18 protein-coding genes are annotated in these 18,578 nt (G+C 62.8%); 1 reads left to right on the forward strand and 17 read right to left on the reverse strand.

The genetic code is table 11. The features are described 5' to 3' along the window. Positions 1-171 precede the first annotated feature (171 nt). The 12 genes from gspD to ACP7A2_RS01660 form a co-directional block, all read right to left on the reverse strand. Positions 172-2,406, reverse strand: a complete 2,235-nt coding sequence (gene gspD / locus ACP7A2_RS01605; RefSeq protein ID WP_426132818.1) for a type II secretion system secretin GspD — start codon at positions 2,404-2,406, stop codon at positions 172-174. Next, on the reverse strand, positions 2,403-2,927 hold the full coding sequence (locus ACP7A2_RS01610; protein WP_348057576.1) for a hypothetical protein: 525 nt from the start codon (positions 2,925-2,927) through the stop codon (positions 2,403-2,405). Before ACP7A2_RS01610 ends, gspD begins: the two co-directional genes overlap by 4 nt. After that, positions 2,924-3,535 (reverse strand): type II secretion system protein GspM, encoded by a 612-nt coding sequence (gene gspM, locus ACP7A2_RS01615; protein ID WP_348057578.1) that lies wholly within the window; start codon positions 3,533-3,535, stop codon positions 2,924-2,926. The genes ACP7A2_RS01610 and gspM overlap by 4 nt, the downstream gene beginning before the upstream one ends. Continuing rightward, positions 3,510-4,547 (reverse strand): PilN domain-containing protein, encoded by a 1,038-nt coding sequence (locus tag ACP7A2_RS01620; RefSeq protein ID WP_426132819.1) that lies wholly within the window; start codon positions 4,545-4,547, stop codon positions 3,510-3,512. The genes gspM and ACP7A2_RS01620 overlap by 26 nt, the downstream gene beginning before the upstream one ends. After that, a complete protein-coding gene (locus tag ACP7A2_RS01625) occupies positions 4,544-5,266 on the reverse strand; it encodes a type II secretion system minor pseudopilin GspK (protein ID WP_426132820.1) in 723 nt (240 codons plus the stop codon). The genes ACP7A2_RS01620 and ACP7A2_RS01625 overlap by 4 nt, the downstream gene beginning before the upstream one ends. Beyond that, complete coding sequence (locus ACP7A2_RS01630) at positions 5,263-5,895, reverse strand: prepilin-type N-terminal cleavage/methylation domain-containing protein (protein WP_426132821.1); 633 nt, start codon at positions 5,893-5,895, stop codon at positions 5,263-5,265. Before ACP7A2_RS01630 ends, ACP7A2_RS01625 begins: the two co-directional genes overlap by 4 nt. Continuing rightward, on the reverse strand, positions 5,892-6,260 hold the full coding sequence (locus tag ACP7A2_RS01635) for a prepilin-type N-terminal cleavage/methylation domain-containing protein (protein WP_426132822.1): 369 nt from the start codon (positions 6,258-6,260) through the stop codon (positions 5,892-5,894). Before ACP7A2_RS01635 ends, ACP7A2_RS01630 begins: the two co-directional genes overlap by 4 nt. Further along, positions 6,257-6,688: a pilus assembly FimT family protein gene (locus ACP7A2_RS01640; protein ID WP_426132823.1), complete on the reverse strand. Its 432-nt coding sequence runs from the start codon at positions 6,686-6,688 to the stop codon at positions 6,257-6,259. Before ACP7A2_RS01640 ends, ACP7A2_RS01635 begins: the two co-directional genes overlap by 4 nt. 9 nt (positions 6,689-6,697) lie before the next feature. After that, positions 6,698-7,123: a type II secretion system major pseudopilin GspG gene (gene gspG, locus ACP7A2_RS01645; protein WP_348057589.1), complete on the reverse strand. Its 426-nt coding sequence runs from the start codon at positions 7,121-7,123 to the stop codon at positions 6,698-6,700. Between the two features lie 20 nt (positions 7,124-7,143). Next, complete coding sequence (gene gspF, locus ACP7A2_RS01650) at positions 7,144-8,346, reverse strand: type II secretion system inner membrane protein GspF (RefSeq protein ID WP_426132824.1); 1,203 nt, start codon at positions 8,344-8,346, stop codon at positions 7,144-7,146. After that, the gene (gene gspE / locus ACP7A2_RS01655; RefSeq protein ID WP_426132825.1) at positions 8,343-10,079 is read right to left on the reverse strand and encodes a type II secretion system ATPase GspE; all 1,737 of its coding nucleotides are present in this window, start codon (positions 10,077-10,079) and stop codon (positions 8,343-8,345) included. The genes gspF and gspE overlap by 4 nt, the downstream gene beginning before the upstream one ends. An 86-nt stretch (positions 10,080-10,165) precedes the next feature. Continuing rightward, positions 10,166-10,393: a hypothetical protein gene (locus tag ACP7A2_RS01660; RefSeq protein WP_426132826.1), complete on the reverse strand. Its 228-nt coding sequence runs from the start codon at positions 10,391-10,393 to the stop codon at positions 10,166-10,168. Between the two features lie 510 nt (positions 10,394-10,903). Here ACP7A2_RS01660 and ACP7A2_RS01665 point away from each other — a divergent pair. Then, the gene (locus ACP7A2_RS01665) at positions 10,904-13,654 is read left to right on the forward strand and encodes a glycoside hydrolase family 3 C-terminal domain-containing protein (RefSeq protein ID WP_426132827.1); all 2,751 of its coding nucleotides are present in this window, start codon (positions 10,904-10,906) and stop codon (positions 13,652-13,654) included. Positions 13,655-13,787: 133 nt separating this feature from the next. Here ACP7A2_RS01665 and ACP7A2_RS01670 read toward each other — a convergent pair whose 3' ends face one another. The 5 genes from ACP7A2_RS01670 to ACP7A2_RS01690 form a co-directional block, all read right to left on the reverse strand. Further along, complete coding sequence (locus ACP7A2_RS01670) at positions 13,788-14,414, reverse strand: TetR/AcrR family transcriptional regulator (RefSeq protein WP_426132828.1); 627 nt, start codon at positions 14,412-14,414, stop codon at positions 13,788-13,790. Between the two features lie 206 nt (positions 14,415-14,620). Next, entirely contained in the window at positions 14,621-15,412 is a 792-nt protein-coding gene (gene fecE, locus ACP7A2_RS01675) for a Fe(3+) dicitrate ABC transporter ATP-binding protein FecE (RefSeq protein WP_426132829.1), read from the reverse strand. Between the two features lie 4 nt (positions 15,413-15,416). Then, positions 15,417-16,385, reverse strand: coding sequence for an iron chelate uptake ABC transporter family permease subunit (locus ACP7A2_RS01680; protein WP_426132830.1), 969 nt, complete (start codon positions 16,383-16,385; stop codon positions 15,417-15,419). Next, positions 16,382-17,371: an iron-dicitrate ABC transporter permease FecC gene (gene fecC / locus ACP7A2_RS01685; RefSeq protein WP_375067525.1), complete on the reverse strand. Its 990-nt coding sequence runs from the start codon at positions 17,369-17,371 to the stop codon at positions 16,382-16,384. The genes ACP7A2_RS01680 and fecC overlap by 4 nt, the downstream gene beginning before the upstream one ends. Before the next feature lie 2 nt (positions 17,372-17,373). Next, entirely contained in the window at positions 17,374-18,288 is a 915-nt protein-coding gene (locus ACP7A2_RS01690; RefSeq protein ID WP_426132940.1) for a Fe(3+) dicitrate ABC transporter substrate-binding protein, read from the reverse strand. Positions 18,289-18,578: the final 290 nt, after the last annotated feature.

Below are 18,578 nucleotides of genomic sequence, written 5' to 3' on the forward strand. Positions count from 1 at the left end.
AGGCGCCCCGTTAACCACGATGGCCGCACACCGAGCCGGAGCGAGGTGCCGAGTGGTGGGGCGGGGACCTTTTGGTTACTTTTGGCTGGGCCGGCTTCCGGTACTTCCAAAAGTGACCCGCTGTAAGAGCGGAACCCATATCAGCCATCACCCAAATAACGGATATGCCCCTCACCCCCCCGGCCGCAGCAACTGCATCTGCTGGCGATAATCATCCGTCACCTGCCGCGCCTGTCCGTTACTCGTAATCACCCTAGGCGTAATCAACACAATCAACTCCGTGCGATCCTTGGATTTACTGGTATTCCCAAACAACCACCGCAACCCCGGAATCTTCCCAAGATAAGGCACCGCACTGACACTCTCCGCGTTGTCCTGCTTGATCAACCCCCCAAGCAACACCGTCTGCCCACTCTGCACCGCCACCTGCGTGGACACCGAGCGCGTGGAAATACGCGGGTTGTTCTGCGTGTCGTTGCTGGACGTCTGGTCCTGGGCGTCGCTGACCTGCTGCTGAATATCCATGTACACCAGACCACCCGGATTAATCCGCGGCACTACATCCAGAATCACCCCGGTCTGCACATATTCGACACTGCTCAATGTTGTGTCGGACGTACCGGTATTGACCGTGGTCTGGCTGATGGGAATGTTATCGCCCACCTGAATCTGCGCCGGCTGATTGTTCATCACCACCAGCGACGGCGCCGAAAGCACCTGGGTGCGGCCGTTGGTTTCCAGCGCGTGCAGGGCCACTTGCAGGTTGGTGCTGACGAAGGAATAGAACAACGAATCCGTAGCGCCGAGGCCCGCGCCGCCACCGCCCAGGGCGCCCTGGCTACCCGCCGTATTGCCCACAGTGGTGCTGGTCGAGTTACCGGCCAGGCGGCCCAAGTACCATTGCACGCCAAGGTCGAGTTCACCGGTGAGCTTGACCTCCAGAATGCGCGTCTCGATCTGCACTTGCAGCGGTGGGTTATCGAGGCGTTTGATTGCCGACTCGATTTCCTTCCACTGCACCGGGCGGGTGCGCACCAGCAGTTGGTTACTGCTCTTTTGCGCCGTAATGCGGGTGCCGGCGTCGAGGCTTTTGGCGGGTGCATCGGTGCTCGCGCCCTGCTCCGCGCTTTCGCTGTCCGGATCGGCTTCGGGTTCCTGCTCGTCCTCTTCAGCGCCAACCGGGTTGTTGCCCATGCCGGTATTGGCGCCATTGAGGCCACCGGGCGTGCTGCCGGAGGTGCTGTTGGTGCCGGGCGACGATAAGGTCGCGGTGCGCAAACCGGGAGCGACCTTGGCCGGCGCGTCGTCCTTGATCGCGCCGCTGCCGTAGATCTGCCGCAGGTATTTGGCCAGATCGGTGGCCTTCATGTTGCGCACGTCGTAGACGTACATTTGCGGCTCATTGCCGCCGCCTTCGTCGATGGTATGAATCCAGTCGCCGACTTCACTCAGGTACTGCGGCTGGGAAGAAATCGCCACCACCGAGTTGGTCCGCTCAATCGGCAGAAAGCGCACCATGCCCGCCAGGGGCATGCCGCTGTCGGGGCCGAACATTTTTTGTAGCTCGGGCATCAGCTCGGCCACTGAGGCGCGCTGCAGGCCGAACACGCCTACCGACATGCCTTTGAGCCAGTCCACGTCGAACGTGTCGATGGTGTCCTGATAATTGGCAAGTTCCTCAGGGGTGCCGGCCAGGCTCAACACATTGCGCGCCGGGTCCACCAACAAAAACGCATTTTCGCGGGCGAATGGTTTGAGCAGTTTCTGCATCTCGGTGGCGGAGATATAACGCAGCGGAAACAGCCGCGCCGACAAGCCGCTGGAGGGCTGGGAAACGCGCATTTCCGGCACCAGCTTGCCCGCCACCGCCTGGTTGGCAGGCAGAATGACGTAGCGATTGCCTTGCTTGATCATCGCGTTGTCGGTCCACGACAACAGGGTTTCAAGAATCGACAGAGCTTGTTTCTTGTTCACCGGTTTCGAGGTGGAAAAGCTGACGTTGCCCTTCACGCCCTGGGTGATGCTGTAGTTCTCGTGCAGCAGGTCGCCCATCACGCTGTTGATCACCGCCTCGATGGGCTGGTCGGCAAAGTTGAACACGATGTCACCGGTGGCCTCATCTTTAGCCGCCGGCGCGGGCGCGGGTTGGCGCACAAACTGCTGGTTGCCGCGAATCAACTGGCGCTGCGGCAATGTCGCGGCCTGGGGCTGGCGGTTATCCGGCGGTGCCTGTTCGCTGGCCGGGTCCACGGCTGGCCGTTGCGAGCCGGTGCCCTGCATGGCTTCGTGCAACAGGGCATCGTCCGGGTCAAGGCGGTTGGGGAAGGTCCCACAGCCGCCGAGGGAGACGGCGGTGGCCAGGCAAAACACGGTGGTGCGCAAGGCGCCAGGGAATGTATCGATCAAGGGTTTGACTCGTGAGGAAGGGAAATCGGGGGTGTGGTGGACGGCGGCGGCAAACGCAAGGCGCGCAGGCTCAGGGTTTGCGTGCGGCCGTCCTGCGCAAAGCGCGCGTCACGCGGTGTCAGGTGTTCCAGCCGCCAGCCGTTGGGCAGGGTCTGGCCTTGGTGGACTTTGAGCGGCGGTGCGTCGGCACGCTTGAGCATCGCGACCCGCAGGTCGCCGTCGATCAGGATGCCGGTCAGCGTCAGGCTCGACAGGCTGGAAACCTGGGCTTGCCCGACCGCATGATCGGGGCTGCGGTCCGGACTGAACAACGGTGCCTGCCAGGTACCGGCCAGGCTTTCAAGGCTCGCTTGCGGTGCAACCTGGACCTTGGCCGCCGCGCGGGTGCTAGCGCTCGGCGCCGGCTCCGGCAGCCACTGCGGGGCATCGCCGATGCTGCTCAGAATGCCGACCATCAACAGGCCCAACAGCGCAGACAAACCAAGCAAGCCCCATTCGATGGGGCGCAATGCGTTGATCATCGGGCCACCTGCCTGGCGCCAGCCGGTTGCAGATAACCACGTACCAGCAAGTGCACGACCAATTGGCCCGCGCCGCCACTGGCGGGAGCATCGGGTCGGCGACGGATACTCATTTCATCGACAAACAGAAACGGCTGCTGGTACTCCAGTTCGTGCAGGATCGCGGTCAAGGGCTCGATGGCGCAGTTAAGCGTCAGGCTGACCTTGACCTGCCGATAGGGCTCGGTGTCGTCCTGCTCCGGGGTGATCGGCATGCGCTGAGTCAAGCTGCAACCGCCGCCGACCTCGGCACGGCTGTTGATCAGATCGGCGATGCGCTGCATCAAATCCGCCGCCACAGCGCTGGGGTCTTCTCCCGGCAGCAGGCTGTTGCTGCTGGCCGGATCCTGGCGGGCTTGCTCCAACTGCTCGCGCAGCGACTCGCCCTGATGCAGCACGCGGGCATAACGTTGCTGCTGCTCGCGCAACTGTTCAGCGCGCTCGCCCATGGTGCGCAGCGGCCCGGCGAACCAGCTGTCGATCAACAGCCAGTAAGCGGCGCCCAGTACCAATGCCAGCACCAGCAGCGCTGCGCCACGACGTTCACGGGGTGTCAGTGGTCGGCGCATCGGCGGCCTCCTGGTGCAGGTGGGCACGCAAGGAAAACTGATCCTTGCCGGTTTTCGCATCCGGTTGGATCACCCCTTCGAACTGGGCGTTTTCCAGGCTGTGACACGCCTTGATCCGGGTGATCAGCGCGCTGGCCTTGGCGCTTTGCCCGGAGAACGACACATCGGCGCCATCGTTGATTTCCAATTGATCGATCCAGGTGTCGGCGGGCAGGCAGGTGGTCAGTTCGTTGAGCAACGCTGCCAAAGGTGGCTGGGCCGATTTGCGGCGGATCAAGTACTGCGCGGCGCCACGGGTGTTGAGCAATTGCTGGCGCAGGCGCTGCACCTCGGCCACCTGGGCTTTTTGTTGCTGGACGCTGGCCTGCATCGTGTCGAGTACCCGTTGGCGATCGTTGAGCCACAGCAGCATCGCCGCAATCAGCAAGGCACCGCACAGCCACGGCAGACTGCGCTGCAAGCCTTTGCCCCTGGCCCGTTGGCGCGGACGCAACGGCGCGGGCAGCAGGTCGATTCCCAGGTTTTGCACATCCACTTGATGCGGGCGCAGGCCAAGGGCGGCGCAGTCGAGCAGGATCTGGTCGAGGCGTTCGCGCAGGATCGCCACCAACGTTACGTCCAGATGGTTGGGCATGCGCCGCTCCTGACGCGCCACGAAATACAGCTGCTGGGCTTCAAACGGGGTAAACCGGTCGAGCTCATAACCCACCACCACGTGCAGGTTGCGCGCCGCCGCCAACGGCAGTTGCAGCCGCTGCACCAGCACCGCCGAGGGGGCGAGCATCAGCACCTGACGCACGTTATCGGGCGTTGTCGCGACCGGCTCGGTCAGCGGCCAGTGGTAGGTCTGCTCCGGCGGTTCGTGGTGCTTCAACCAGGCCGGCAGGCAGCCGCGCAGCTCCTTGAGCCACAGCCGCCAACCCAGTTGCAGCAGGCTGCCGCGCCACTGCCGGACGATGGGCTCGGCCAGCTGCTCAAGCTGGGCCAGGGATTTGGATAACGATCGATTCATTCCTGCCAACGCAGCACCCGATAAGGTTGTGCGCTTCCCTCCGATGGGCTCAATAAAACAGTGACATGCAACCGCGCGTGATAACCGCCGGGGCGGTTTGCTCGACTGCTGATCACCAACACTTCGCCGGGATCGGCGCCCACCGCGCTTTGCTGCGGCAGGTTCAAGGCCTTGCGCATCAGCGCGCCGGCAAACGCCGGATCGGGTCGATCCAGGCCGCTCCACAAGGTGATCTGCGGCACCAACCGGCTGTACAGCGCCTGGCTCATGCCCGGCAGTTGGCGCAACTCTTCCACCACGCGAAACGGTGCCAGGCCTCTGTTGCGCCGGTTTTCCAGGTCTTTGGCCAACTGTGTGGCCTGAGCCTGAGTCGCCCCGCAGGCCAGGGCCAGGCGGGAGAAATCAGCAGGCTCGGCACTGTTCAAATACAACTTGCCGCGCTCGCTGCGCAGGCTCACGTGCAACTGCGCGTCGTCAAATACCAGAGGCATCTCGCGCCCATCGGCGACCCACTGTTTGCGCTGCACCGGGTCGGCCAGGGCCTGCATCACCAACGCCACGCCCGCCTCCGCCGCCAGCACGGCCTGGGTGTGCTGGCGATGCCACAGGGCCTGGCGCGTTTCCAGTTGCACCCAACCGGCCAGGCCGCCCAGCAACAGGCTGAGCAGGGCCAGTACCCACAGCACCAGCAACAGGGCGACGCCACGCTGATGCTTCATTGATCCGATGCTCCGCCCGACAGGTTCAAGCGCAAGGCCACCACCTGAGTGACCCAAGGCACCGGCCCCTTCACCGTGGCGTCGATGCGCACGGCATAGGGCAAGCGTTTGGTCCAGGGCCAGTCGCTGAGCCAGCCGGTGGGCTGGCCTTTGGGCGACACGCCGCGATAACTGAATTGCACATCTTCAAGGTTTTTCAGCAGCACCTGAGGTTCGCTGCGCGACGCCGGCACGCTGGCGTGAGCGGCAGATTCAAACTGCGCGAACGCCACTTGCAAGTCGCGCTGGCCCTCGGCCCCGGTGAGTTGCAAGGTGAAGCGCTGGATGCCGCCACCGAGCACGCCAGGCAAGGTCGCGACAAATTGCAGACGCTGCGCGGAACCGGCAAAAAAGCCGTCGGTCTGGCTGTCGTCTTCGGTCACGTCCAACGGCAACGCCTCGCTGATGGATGTGCGCAAAAACTGCTGAGCGGCGCGCATTTCGTCCAGGCTGACCGTGTAGCGCTGGGCCTTGAGCACCGCACGGTTCGCCCCCAGCAATGCCCCACCGACCAGGGTCAGCAGCACCCCGAGCAGGCTGAGCACAATCATGATTTCGAGCAACGTAAAGCCCTGTTGGCGTCTATTCACAGCGGCGCCCTGTCGCTTGCGGCGCGCAATTTCAGGGTGCTGAAATGCGCCTGTCGCGGGCCTTCGCTGACGTTCAAGTCGAGGCGAAACAGGCGCGGCTGGCCCATTCGGGTCGGCTGCTGGGCGATGTTCAACTGCCAGCGAATGCCGTCCAGGTTGCCCTGGCGAACCTCGTTGGTCAGCGGCCCCGTGCCTTCCTGATCCATCACGCTCAGCGCCGCATGGGTCAGGCGATCACTGTGATTGACCTGCAATAACGAGCGTGCGCTTTGGCCGAAGGCGACCAGCAGCACAGTGCTGCACATCGCCATAAGCATCAGCGCCGCAAGCATCTCCAGTAAGGTGAAACCCGACTGGCGCTTCATGGCAACGCCTTGGACTGCACGCTGCCGGTCAGCCAGCCAATATCGATGCGCCAGCGGCGCGTGCCATTGGCCAACAACAGATTGCCGCCGGTGGAACTGCCGTCGGGGTAAAACTCCACCGCCGAGCCCGCCTGTTCGGCGGTGTGCAGGGTCACTTGCAAATCGGCCGGCCAATGCCTGGTCGGTCGACCCGGCGCCTTGAAGCTGAGTGTTTGCAAATCAAACTCGGTCTTGGCCGACTGCCCGCTGACAATCGCCCGGGCTCGCGTATTGCGCAGGGCATCGACGATCTGCCCGACCGTCTGGCGCTCCCTGGCAGCCTTGAGCCCTTGTTGCAGACCAAACCCCACCAACCCGGCCGCGATGCTGATCAGAACGATCACCACCAACATTTCCAGCAGGGTAAATCCGGCTTGGGGCTTGGACATGGCCAGGGGTTATTCCCAGTTGCCCAGGTCGGCGCTGTAACCTTCGCCGCCCGGCTGGCCGTCCTGGCCGTAGAAGATCAGGTCGAAGGCGCCATGTTCACCGGGGAAGCGATAGCCGAAGGCATGGCCGAACGGGTCCTTGAGGTCTGACGGTTTGGCGTACGGGCCTGCCCAGCCGGCGGCGTTGGCGGGTTTTTCGACCAACTGCTGCAGGTTCTTGGGTGGGGAGCCGAGGTCCAGGCCGTAGCTTTCGATTTTCATGCTCAGGCTGGCCAGTTGCGCCTTGCCGGCGCCGTACTTGCCCTTGTCGACGTTGCCGCCGACCTGGCGCACCACGATGGTCGCGACAATGCCCAACAGCACGATCACGGCGAGCATTTCCAGCAGGGTGAAACCGCTTTGGCGGCGTGCAGCATTGAATCGGGTCGGGCGCATCGGGTTGGATCCTCGAGGGTTCATATATTGCTGGTCAGGCTCATCAGCGGCAGCATGATCGCGAGCATGATCACCGCCACCAGCACGGCCATGACCACGGTCAGCGACGGCACCAGGGCCGCGAGCATGCGGTCGATACCGCGTTTGGCTTCGACGTCGAACACATCGGCGACCTTGAGCAGCATGCTGTCGAGTTCACCGGCCTGTTCGCCGACTTCAATCATTTGCAGGGCCAGGTCCGGCAACAGCGGTTGGCTGCCGAACGCGCTGGCCAGGGTGCCGCCGCCCTTGACCGACTCGGCCGCCTGCGCGACCTGGGCCTGTAAGGCGCGGTTGGTGCAGACCTGGCGGGCGATCACCAACGCTTGCAGCAAGGCCACGCCGTTACTGAGCAAGGTGCCAAGGGTGCGTGCCAGTCGCGCCGCTTCAACCCGCTGCAACAGCGGGCCGATGATGCGAATGCCGAGCACGCGCCGGTCGTATTTTTCGCGGTGCCTGGGGTTGCGCAGGCGCGCGGCCAAGGCCCAGACCGTCACGATCAGCCCGGCCAACACCGCCAGGCCATAAGCGCCGAGGAATTGGCCAAGGCCGAGAATGACTTCGGTAATCAGCGGGATCGGCACGCCGAGGTCTTTGAAAATCGGCACGAACTGAGGGACTACATACGCCAGCAACAAGGCCAGGGAGCCCAGCACGCCGACCACCAGAAACGCCGGGTAGATCAGCGCGTTGATCACTTCACCGCGCAGCAACTGGCTGCGTTCCAGATAGTCGCTGAGCTGACGCAGGGTATTTTCCAGCGCGCCGCCTGCCTCGCCGGCGCGCACCATACTCAGGTACAGCGGCGAGAACTGGCTGCCCTCCTCCTCCAGCGCGGCGGACAATGGCTTACCGGCCTTGACGTGTTCGCGGATGCGCTCGATCAGCGCGCGGGTGTGCGGCTGGCCGGGCTGCTTGAGCAGGATGTTCAACGAGCGCTCCAGCGGCTGGCCGGCGCCGAGCAGCGTGGCCAGTTGCTGGGTGAAACTGACCAGCGCCGCACCGTTCAACTGGCCGCGACCCAAGGCATTGCGCAGGCCCTGGCTGCCGGCGGGATCAATCTGCAACAGCATCAGGCCACGCTTGTGCAGCGCGGCGACGGCGGCGGCCTGATCCCTGGCTTCCAGGGTGCCGTTTTGGCTCACACCCTGGCTGTCGAGGGCGCGGTATTTGAACAGGCTCATGCGCCGTCGCCTCGGGTCACGCGCAGCACTTCTTCCAGCGACGTCACGCCGGCCACGGCCTGGCGCAAGCCCTCTTCATGCAAGGTGCGCAAGCCACCACGGCGTGCGGCCTGTTCGAGGGTGGCGGCGTCGGCCTGACGCATCAGCAGGCCGCGCAGTTCTTCGTTCATCACCAGCAACTCGGTGATTGCACTGCGGCCGTGATAACCGCCGCCAGGCGCATCGGCGCGCGGTCGATAAAGCAGGATCGGACGCTGGTCGGTGAAGCGATCGAGGCCGTGTTCAGCGATCAACTCGGGCGGTGCTTCAAAGGCTTCGCGCGTGGCTGGATCGAGGCGTCTGACCAGGCGCTGGGCCAGAATGCCGTTGACCGTGGAAGCGATCAGGTAACTTTCGACGCCCATGTCCAGCAGGCGCGTGATACTCGCTGCCGCACTGTTGGTGTGCAGCGTCGAGAGCACCAGGTGGCCGGTCAGCGAGGACTGGATGGCGATGCGGCAGGTTTCGAGGTCGCGGATTTCACCGATCATGATCACGTCCGGGTCCTGACGCACGATGGAGCGCAGCGCCCCGGCGAAATCCAGGCCGATGGCCGGTTTGACCTGGATCTGATTGATCCCTTCCAGCTGGTATTCCACCGGGTCTTCGACGGTGATGATCTTGCGCTCGGCAGTGTTGAGCCGCGACAGCGCGGTATACAGCGTGGTGGTTTTACCGGAGCCGGTGGGCCCGGTGACCAGCAGAATGCCGTGGGGCCGTTCCAGCACATCGAGAAACGCATCCAGACGCTCGCCGTCAAAACCCAGGCTTTGGAAATCGAACTGCACGGTTTGGCGGTCGAGCAAACGCATGACCACCGATTCGCCAAAACTGGTGGGCACTGTGGACACCCGCAAGTCCAGCTCCTTGCCCTGGATGCGCAGCATGATCCGCCCATCCTGTGGCAGGCGGCGCTCGGCGATGTCCAGGCGCGCCATGATCTTCACCCGCGAGATCACCGCCGCCGAAGAGCTGGAAGGCGGCGCTTCGGCTTCGTGCAACACGCCGTCAATGCGGTAGCGCACCTGCAGCTGATTTTCGAAGGGCTCGATATGGATATCCGACGCCCGGTTTTCCACGGCGCGTTGCAGGATCAAATTGACCAGGCGAATCACTGGCGCTTCGGAGGCCATGTCCTTGAGATGCTCGATGTCTTCCAGGGCGCCGCCCTGCTCGTCGAGGTTTTCGATCAGCGTGCCCATGGCCGAGCGGCCTTGGCCGTAGTAGCGCTCGATCAGGGTTTCGACTTCGTTGCGCGGGCCGATGGCCAACCAGATCGGCACATCGCAGGCATACGCCAGGGCCTGAAACGGGTACAACTGCGCCGGGTTGGCCGCCAGCACGCGCAAACCACCCTGGCTCCAGCCCACCGGCACCACTTGGTGATGGCGCATGAAGCGTTCGGTCAGTGCCGGCAGCGGGTCAAGCAGCGGCGGTGCGGCGTCGGCCAGCAGCAACGGTGCGCCGAGCAGGGCAGCCCAGGCGCGGGCCAGTTCAACTTCGGAGACCAACCCCAGTCGCGTCAGCAGGCCGAGCAATTCGGTGTCGTCGGACTCTTGCGACAAACGCCGGGCACGCTCCAGATCGACGGTTTTCAAACCGGCCTGCTGCATCAGCCACGCGCACACCTGTTCGGTGTCGGGGATGTGCATCTGGCAGGCGTCGATGGGCGTTAAGGGGCTGGACTGGGGCATGGGTAGAAATCTGAGGGGCCATTGTTAAAAAACCCGTTCGCGGCACACCTCGGGGCAAGGCGTACCGGGAACAGGCGCATCCAACCTTAGTCGGACGTCTTGGGCGCCGTCGTCTGGCTGCTGCTCAGCGGGCGGCCACCCTTGGTGGTTTCGGCTTTCTGTTTTTTCGCCGCCTTGGCGTCGTGCGCCTGGGTCATCACGGTGGAATCGGCAGCGCCCGACGTCGCGTCGGCGTCGGTGGATTCAGCAGCCATGGCAGCGCCACTCAATGCAACGCCCAGCACGGCACAAGCACCCATCAGGGAAATTTTCATCACAACAGTCTCCAATTTAAAAACAGCAGATAGCCCAAGTGGCGCCTTGAACTCGATCAAGACCCTACACCAAAGCGTTGGTTATTACAGCCTGCTTAAAACATGGCACTTTAGAACTACCGAGCAAAGCCACTAGTTCGCCACACCACGCAAATTATCTTAAACCAATCGACCAGTAGGTTTAGCATTTGTTCCCGAACGTAAGAAAATATTTCTAATTTCACGCAAAAATTAGCTTTCGTTTGACATATAAGCGCAAGAATTGCCTTAATTATGCGGTTTTTGCGATTCAAAATGCCACCAAGTGATATCGCATAGACACTACTCACAATAACAACTCATATAATTATTACATTAATAAAACTGCGAAATTCGCCCAGTAGTTGCAATGAGCCATCGGCCAAATATTGCGATCTCGGCGAACTAATGCCTTTGAAAAAGTGACGAGCGCGCGCTGTAAAGCGCCGTTTCGATGCCCTACGTTTACTAAAACAGTTGTCGGAGAGACTCATGAATAAACGCAAGATGATCGGTGCGCAGTCGGCGTTTGCGCTGCTGGCCCTGGCCGTGTCCCAAGTGCATGCCGCCACCAACCCCGCCCTCGACGAAGGCCGGGTGAACCGCGCCGAAAAGGCGGCGGACAAGACCCTGGCCAAGATGACCATGGAAGAAAAGCTTGCCTACATCGGCGGCACCGGCGGCTGGGACGTCAAGCCACTGACCCAGTACGGCATCCCGCAAATTCATGGTGCTGACGGCGGCGTCGGCGTGCGTTACACCAGCGAAGGCAACGCCCAAGGCGTAGTTTATCCGTCCGGCCCGAACCTGGCCGCCAGCTGGAACCCGCGTCGCGCCATCGACCTGGGCCGCGCGCTGGGCTACGACACCGCCAGCGGCGGTTATCAATTCGTCACCGGGCCAGGGGTGAACCTGTACCGCATGCCCTACAGCGGCCGTGCTTTCGAGTATTTGTCCGGTGAAGACCCGTTCCTCGGCGCTAGCCTGGGCCCGGCGGTAATCAACGGCATTCAGTCGCGCGGGGTGTGGGCCAACGCCAAGCATTTCGCCGCCAATGATCAGGAAAGCAACCGCTTCCACCTCAACGAAACCATCAGCGAACGCGTGCTGCGCGAGATGACGTTGCCGCCTTTCGAGTCAGCCTCGAAGAACAGCAAAGTGGCGATGATGATGTGCTCGTTCCAGAAGGTGAACGGCGAATTCGCCTGCCAGAACAAGCACCTGATGCGCGACATTCTGAAAACCGAATGGGGCTATCCGGGCTTTGTGCAGAGCGACTACAACGCAGTGGTCGACGGGTTGCCGGCGGCGCAGGCGGGTACCGACCTGGACATGATGGGCTACCAGATGAACAGCACCGTCCTCAAGCCGTTCCTCGACAGCGGCGAGCTGAGCAGCGCGACCATCGATGACAAGGTGCGCCGCATCCTCAAGCAGATCTACCTGTACAAGTTCGACAGCAAAGCCCCGCTGACCAGCCACAACATGAACAGCGCCACCAGCAACCGCGTCGCGCTCAATGCTGCCCGCGAAGGCATTGTGCTGCTGAAAAACCAGAACAATGTGCTGCCGCTGGACGCCAAGAAGGTCAAGCGCATCGCCGTGGTCGGCACGCTGGCCAAGTACGCGCCACCGACCGGTTTCGGCAGCGCCAACGTAATGGCGGCCAACTACATCAGTGAGCTGAGCGGCCTGCAGCAATTGGCACCGGGGGCCAAGGTTGAGTTTATCGAGGGGCTGTCCCTGGACCCGTCCACCTCGAACTGGACCCATACCGATAGCAATGGCAACAGCGTCAAAGGTGTGAAGACCGAGTTCTTCAGCAACACCAACTGGTCCGGCGACCCGGCCGCCACGCGCACCGACAACCATGTCGACCTGGACTGGTCCACCGACAGCCTGCCGGTGAACGGTGATACCGCCGCCACCTCGATTCGCTACAGCGGCCAGATCACCCCGACCGTCAGCGGCGAACAGGTGTTCAAGATCCGCGCCGACGGTGCCGTACGTCTGTACGTGAATGGCCAGAAGGTCCTCGATAACGGTGACGGCAAGCCGCTGCCGAACAACAGCATTCCGCCGACCATCCCGGTATTTGCCAAGGTCAACCTGGAAGCGGGCAAGCCGGTTGATATCAAGCTCGAATACTCGCGCCGCAACGGCTACCTGTCGACCATGGGCGGCCTGGTGGGCGTGCAGATGAGCTGGGCTTCGCTGGTTGCTCCACAGGACCTGGCGAACTACGACGCGGTGCTGGTGGCAGCCGGTAACAGCAACGAATACGAAGGCGAAGGCTTCGACCACAGCTTCGATTTGCCGGAATTCCAGAACCAGTTGATCCAGAGCATTGCCAAGGTCAACCCCAATACCGTGGTGACCCTGCACGGCGGCACCGGCCTGAAAATGAGTGACTGGATCGACCAGGTGCCGGCCGCATTGCATGCGTTCTACCCTGGGCAGAACGGCGGCCAGGCGTTGGCGGAGATCCTGCTGGGCAAGGTCAACCCATCGGCCAAGCTGCCGATCAGTATCGAACGCAACATCGAAGACAACCCGATCTACGCGACTTTCCCGAAATTCGACAACCAGGAAACCCTGGCCGAAATGAGCTACAAGGACGACTTGTTCCTGGGCTATCGCGGTTATGAGAAGAAAGGCATCAAGCCGCTTTACCCGTTCGGCTACGGCTTGTCGTACACCACCTTCGGCTACAGCAACATCAGCGTGAGCCCAGGTGTCGCAGTGGCCGGTGCACCGATCAAGGTCTCGTTCGACCTGGCCAACACTGGCAAGGTGGCGGGCGCTGAAGTCGCCGAGTTGTATGTGGGCCAGAACAACCCGAAAGTCGAACGCGCCATCAAGGAGCTCAAGGGCTACAAGAAGGTGTTCCTCAAGCCGGGCGAGAGCAAGCGTGTGACCATCGAACTCAACGATCGCTCGCTGGCCTACTACGACGTCAACAGCAAGCAATGGGTGGTGGACGCCGACAGCTTCAACCTGTCGGTGGGCGCCTCGTCTCAGGATATTCGCCTGAACGCCAAGCTGGTCAACCCGTTCCGCCAGGAACTGTCGACCACCACCAGCAACCCGCTGCCGCGCTCGGCGCTGAAATCGACGTTGCGTGAGTCGACGGTCAAGACCGGCGGCGTGCTGCACCAGAACGAAGGTGACAGCGGCACCAGCGACGGTGACGGCTACGACACCACCGATGACAGCAGCCAGGGCAGTGCTGCCGGTAACTGATCCAAGGCAGTAGGAGACTGCTGTGTGTGTGTGGGAGCGGGCTTGCCTGCGATGGCATCGATTGGGTGTACCAGATACACCCGGTTGCCTGAATCGCAGGCAAGCCAGCTCCCACCTTTTGACTGCGTTGTCCTCAGGTTCTGATCGCCGCATCGACCCGCGCAATGTAGGTGTCGAAACGCTCTACCAGGTCCACCTGCTCTGGAAAGCGCAGCCACTGGATCTGCAGGCCATCCATCATGGCCAGGATTTCTTCCACCAGCCCGGCGATATCCACGTCGCTGCGCACCTCCCCCGCCGCCACCAGGTCGGCAAACTGCGCGTACATACGCCGCTGAATTCCCGCGTAGCGCGCCTGAAACCAGGACCACGCCGGGTGGGTATCAAGCAGGCTCTCTGCATTCAAAATAGTGAACGCGCGCACCACGCCAGGCGCGGTGGCATTTGAACGGTTGATCGCGCGCAGGCTGCCGAGCAACCCGGACAACGATTTCTCGGCGCGCACTTCATCGGCAATGCGTTGATTGACCTCGTCACGGCGCTGCAAAACGCCCATCAACAATGAAATCTTGCTCGGGAAATGATGCAGCACACCGGCCACCGAAATGCCGACGATTGCCGCGACTTTCGCCACCGACGCGCCGCTGTAGCCCTCCAGGGAAAACACCTGCAAAGCGGCGTCCAGCAGCTCCTCGCGACGTTTTTCACCCTTGGGGGCGCGGCGGGTCTTGGGTGAAGCGGGCGAATGCGATTCGGTCATGTTGCAGTCCATGCAGGTCAGGCCTGCACCCTATCCAAATTGACTGGGCGCCGCAAATAAAGCGCAGGTGCTCTCGCGCTCAATCAAGCTTCAAACGCTGGAGAAGCCCACTGAGGTGATTAATGTGGGCGCTGGCTTGCCTGCGATGAGGCCGCACCCGTGATGCAGGAGGTGACTGACCCGCCAGCGCCCACATTTGAACGGTGTCAGGCGTGAGTGCGGGTGCTTTTTTCGACGATGCACATCGGCGTGCCGGACACGGGTTCATTGATGACCTGCACCTGCACATCAAACACTTGGCGCATCAGATCGGCGCTGATCACCGCGGCGGGGGTGCCATTGGCAACCAGCTTGCCGCCGTGCATCACTGCCAGATGGTCGGCATACCGGCAGGCCTGGTTGATGTCGTGGAGCACGGTGATCACGGTCTTGCCTTCAGCGGCCAATTCGCCCATCAAGTCCATCAGTTCAACCTGATGGCTGATGTCGAGGTAAGTGGTCGGCTCATCCAGCAACACCACCGGTGCATTCTGCGCCAACACCATGGCCAGCCAGGCGCGCTGACGTTGGCCGCCGGACAAGTCGGCCAACGCGCGATCAGCCAGGCTGTCCAGTTCCAGACGCTGCATCGCTTGCGCCACATGGCTCTGATCACTGCCGCTGAGGCGCCCCCACAGCGAGTTATGCGGGCTGCGGCCATAGGCAACCAACTGGCGCACGCTGACGCCCTCGGGCACCGGCAATACCTGGGGTAAAAACGCAATGTGCTGTGCCAATTGGCGTGCGGACAAGCTGGCGTAGACCTGGCCATCCAGCGTCAGCTCACCCTTGGTTGGCTTTAGAATGCGCGCGAAGGCTTTAAGCAAGGTGGACTTGCCGCAACCATTCGGCCCGATCAACGCCGTGACCTTCCCCGCCGGTGGCGCAAATGAAAGCCCCTGCACGATGCGCGTGGTGCCATAGCCGATATCGAGCTGCTGCGCCTGGAGAATACTCATGTGATCAGCCCTTGAACCGTGCCAGCAACCAAAGAAAATACGGCGCGCCAATCACCGCCGTGAGCACGCCTGCCGGGATTTCGCTGGGCGCGATCAGCGTGCGCCCGAGGGTGTCGGCCAGCACCAGTAACAGCGCGCCAATCAGCATCGCCGCCGGTAACAGAAATGCGTGATGCCCGCCCACCAGCCGCCGCGCCATGTGCGGCGAGACCAGCCCGATAAAACCAATCGGCCCGATCACCCCCACCCCCAAACTGGTCAACACCACCGCGCACGCCATCGCCAGCCAGCGCGTGCGGCTCAACGCAGTGCCGAGGCTGTGCGCCGCTTCGTCGCCAAGGGCGATCAGGTTCAGCGGTTTGGCCAGGCACAGGCCCAGCGGGATCAGCACCAGAAACGGCAGCACCAGCGCAACATGGTGCCAATTGCGACTCCACAGGCTACCGGTCAGGGCGAGCAACGCGGTGTTGATATCCAGCGGGTGGGACAGGATCAGAAATTCGGTAACGCTGGACAAGGTGACCGCAATTGCCACCCCTGAAAGTGCAAAGCGCACCCCGGAAAAACTCACGCCGGTGTTGTACAGCGCCAGCAGCAAGGCGCCGCCGGCACCGCCCAGCAACGCCACCAGCGGCAGCCAGGCGATCGGCATGTGTGGCCAACTGATGATCGCAACCGTCAGCGCCAGACCGGCGCCTTGGGTGACACCGAGGATTTCCGGCGAGGCCAGCGGGTTGCGGATTACACCCTGCACTATCGCCCCGGCAAGACCGAACGCACACCCGGCGAGGATCGCGATCAGGCTGCGCGGCAGGCGGTGGTTCCACACTTCAAAGTCGAGAGCATCATGGGCCAGCAGGCGCTCCAGCACAGTCGCGGGGTTGAGCCACAGGGTGCCGGCGCTGAGGCTGACAAAAGTCGCCGCCAGCAACAGGCCGAGCAGCAGCCATAGGCGCACGCGTGGCCGGATCATAGGGCGCGCCTGGCGAGAAAGAGGAAGAACGGTGCGCCGATCAGCGCGGTGACCACGCCCGCCGGGGTTTCCACCGGGAAGGCCACGGCGCGACTGAGCAAGTCGGCGCCCAATACGATCACCGCGCCCAATGCCGCGCTCAGCGGGATCAGCCAACGGTAGTCGTTACCCAGAAACTGACGAATGATATTCGGCGCAATCAGCCCGACGAAACCGATGGGGCCGACCGCGCAGACACTCGCACCCACCAGCAGCAGGCTGGCGATAAACACCTGCAAGCGCAGGCTGGAGATGCCCACGCCCAGCGAACGCGCGGCGTCTTCGCCGAGGTTGATCAGGTTCAAGCGCGGCGCGCACCACAAGGCCCACAGGCCACCGACGAGGGTGCACGGCCAAAGCAGTTGCACTTGCGCCGCACCGACGTTGGCCAGCGAGCCGGCCAACCAATTCAACACGCTTTGCGCCTGGGCCTCGACCAGAATCACCGTGAGCCGGGTCAACGCCGCGCACAAGGCCGCGACGGCCACACCGGCCAGCACCAACCGACCCTGCGCGGCGGTCGGCGACCACGCGCCGCCCAGGCTGAACACCGTGACCCAGGCCAGCGCGCCGCCCACACAGGTCATCAACAGCGCACCGCCGGCAAAGGGTGGCGCCACCAACCCGGTCGAAAACAAGGCCAGCCCCAACGCCGCGCCCGCTGTCACGCCGAACAACGATGGCGACGCCAGGCGGTTGCGCGTGATGCCTTGCATGAGCGCGCCGGCCAGGCCCAGGCAGGCGCCCACCAGGGCGGCACACACGGCACGTGGCACGCGCAACTGAGCGACGATATAGGCCATATTGCCGCCCACGCTGCCCTGATGGACCAGGCCATTCCACGCGTCCGCCGGGGTGATGGTGAACGGTGACCAACTGTAGAGCGAGAGCCAGAACAACCCTGCGCCCAGCAGCACGATGCCCACGGCGGCGACACTGCGTTGCATGTTTATTGGCTCAATACGGCTTTGCCGCCTTTGAGAATGGCCAGGGCGTCTTCGGCGATTTGCTCGGACGCGAGTACGCCACGGTTACGCGCCCAGCTGTCGCCATCGACTTCAGCGACGTGATGATTGCGCACCGCACCCAGCACTTGCCACAGCGGTTGTTTGCTCCAGGTGTCGACGATGCTGGGGCGCCGGTAATGCCCGACCAGCAACCAACCCGGGTCCAGCGCGAGCAGTTGCTCCATGCTGACGAATTCGGTGGGGGCGGCCTTGGCGCGTACCGACGGCACCTTCAGGCCGATGGCTTCGAGCACGCTACCGGCGTAGGAGTCGGGGCCATGTACGGAAAAACTGTCTTCGCGGGCAACGCCGAACAGCACGCTGGCACCGGCGGGAATCTGCTGCGCAATCGCTTTCAGGTGTTCACGGTTCAGGGCGATGCGCGCTTCCATCTGCGGGCTTTTGCCGAGGGCTTTGCCGATCAGTTCGGCGGATTTCAGGCTGCCCTGGTAATCCTCGCCGCGCGAAGGCAGCAGCAAGGTCGGCGCAATGCTCGCCAGGTCGCTGTACAGCGCCTGATGGCGGTTGAGGTCGGCAATGATCAGGTCGGGTTTGAGCCGCGCGATTTCCTCGATGCTGGGCTGCGAGCGCAGGCCGACAGATTTCCACTGGCCGATGGCTTGGCGCACGCGGGGCAACACGCGGTTGGCGTCGCCGTCATCGGCGGCGCCTACGGGCGTCACGTCAACAGCGGCCAGGCTGTCGAGAAAGGAAAATTCCAGCACCACCACGCGCTTGGGCGCATCCGGCAGATGCACCGCGTGCTGGCCGTCGTTGAGGTCGATGGGGGCGGCGCTTAATACGCTGGAAGACAATGCCAGGAGGCAGGCGGCAAGAGTCGGGATAGAGCGCAGCATTCGCATGAAGAGTACCTCGGCGTTAACACTCCCCGGCTAGACAGGCTGGGGAAAACGGCGGGTACTATTCCATATCGGCGCGTTGCAATCAAAAAACATTCTTATTAACGCAATTTTTGGCGAGCATCGGCCCTCTTGTGGCGAGCGGGCTTGCCCCGCGTTGGGGCGCGAAGCGGCCCCAAAACCTCAGGCCATGTTTTACCTGATACGACGCGGCGATTTTAGTGGGGCCGCTTCGCTGCCCAACGCGGGGCAAGCCCGCTCGCCACAGGAACTTAGTCCAGCCAGCC

The sequence above is a fragment of the Pseudomonas sp. PWP3-1b2 genome (genome assembly GCF_049896045.1).
Lineage (GTDB): Bacteria > Pseudomonadota > Gammaproteobacteria > Pseudomonadales > Pseudomonadaceae > Aquipseudomonas > Aquipseudomonas antarctica_B.

Coding starts and splice junctions, on each gene's coding strand:
- ACP7A2_RS01610 (WP_348057576.1), bottom strand. CDS start 2,927: ATGATCAACGCATTGCGCCCCATCGAATGGGGCTTGCTTGGTTTGTCT.
- gspM (WP_348057578.1), bottom strand. CDS start 3,535: ATGCGCCGACCACTGACACCCCGTGAACGTCGTGGCGCAGCGCTGCTG.
- ACP7A2_RS01620 (WP_426132819.1), bottom strand. CDS start 4,547: ATGAATCGATCGTTATCCAAATCCCTGGCCCAGCTTGAGCAGCTGGCC.
- ACP7A2_RS01625 (WP_426132820.1), bottom strand. CDS start 5,266: ATGAAGCATCAGCGTGGCGTCGCCCTGTTGCTGGTGCTGTGGGTACTG.
- ACP7A2_RS01635 (WP_426132822.1), bottom strand. CDS start 6,260: ATGAAGCGCCAGTCGGGTTTCACCTTACTGGAGATGCTTGCGGCGCTG.
- ACP7A2_RS01640 (WP_426132823.1), bottom strand. CDS start 6,688: ATGTCCAAGCCCCAAGCCGGATTTACCCTGCTGGAAATGTTGGTGGTG.
- gspG (WP_348057589.1), bottom strand. CDS start 7,123: ATGCGCCCGACCCGATTCAATGCTGCACGCCGCCAAAGCGGTTTCACC.
- gspF (WP_426132824.1), bottom strand. CDS start 8,346: ATGAGCCTGTTCAAATACCGCGCCCTCGACAGCCAGGGTGTGAGCCAA.
- gspE (WP_426132825.1), bottom strand. CDS start 10,079: ATGCCCCAGTCCAGCCCCTTAACGCCCATCGACGCCTGCCAGATGCAC.
- ACP7A2_RS01660 (WP_426132826.1), bottom strand. CDS start 10,393: ATGAAAATTTCCCTGATGGGTGCTTGTGCCGTGCTGGGCGTTGCATTG.
- ACP7A2_RS01665 (WP_426132827.1), top strand. CDS start 10,904: ATGAATAAACGCAAGATGATCGGTGCGCAGTCGGCGTTTGCGCTGCTG.
- ACP7A2_RS01670 (WP_426132828.1), bottom strand. CDS start 14,414: ATGACCGAATCGCATTCGCCCGCTTCACCCAAGACCCGCCGCGCCCCC.
- fecE (WP_426132829.1), bottom strand. CDS start 15,412: ATGAGTATTCTCCAGGCGCAGCAGCTCGATATCGGCTATGGCACCACG.
- ACP7A2_RS01680 (WP_426132830.1), bottom strand. CDS start 16,385: ATGATCCGGCCACGCGTGCGCCTATGGCTGCTGCTCGGCCTGTTGCTG.
- fecC (WP_375067525.1), bottom strand. CDS start 17,371: ATGCAACGCAGTGTCGCCGCCGTGGGCATCGTGCTGCTGGGCGCAGGG.
- ACP7A2_RS01690 (WP_426132940.1), bottom strand. CDS start 18,288: ATGCTGCGCTCTATCCCGACTCTTGCCGCCTGCCTCCTGGCATTGTCT.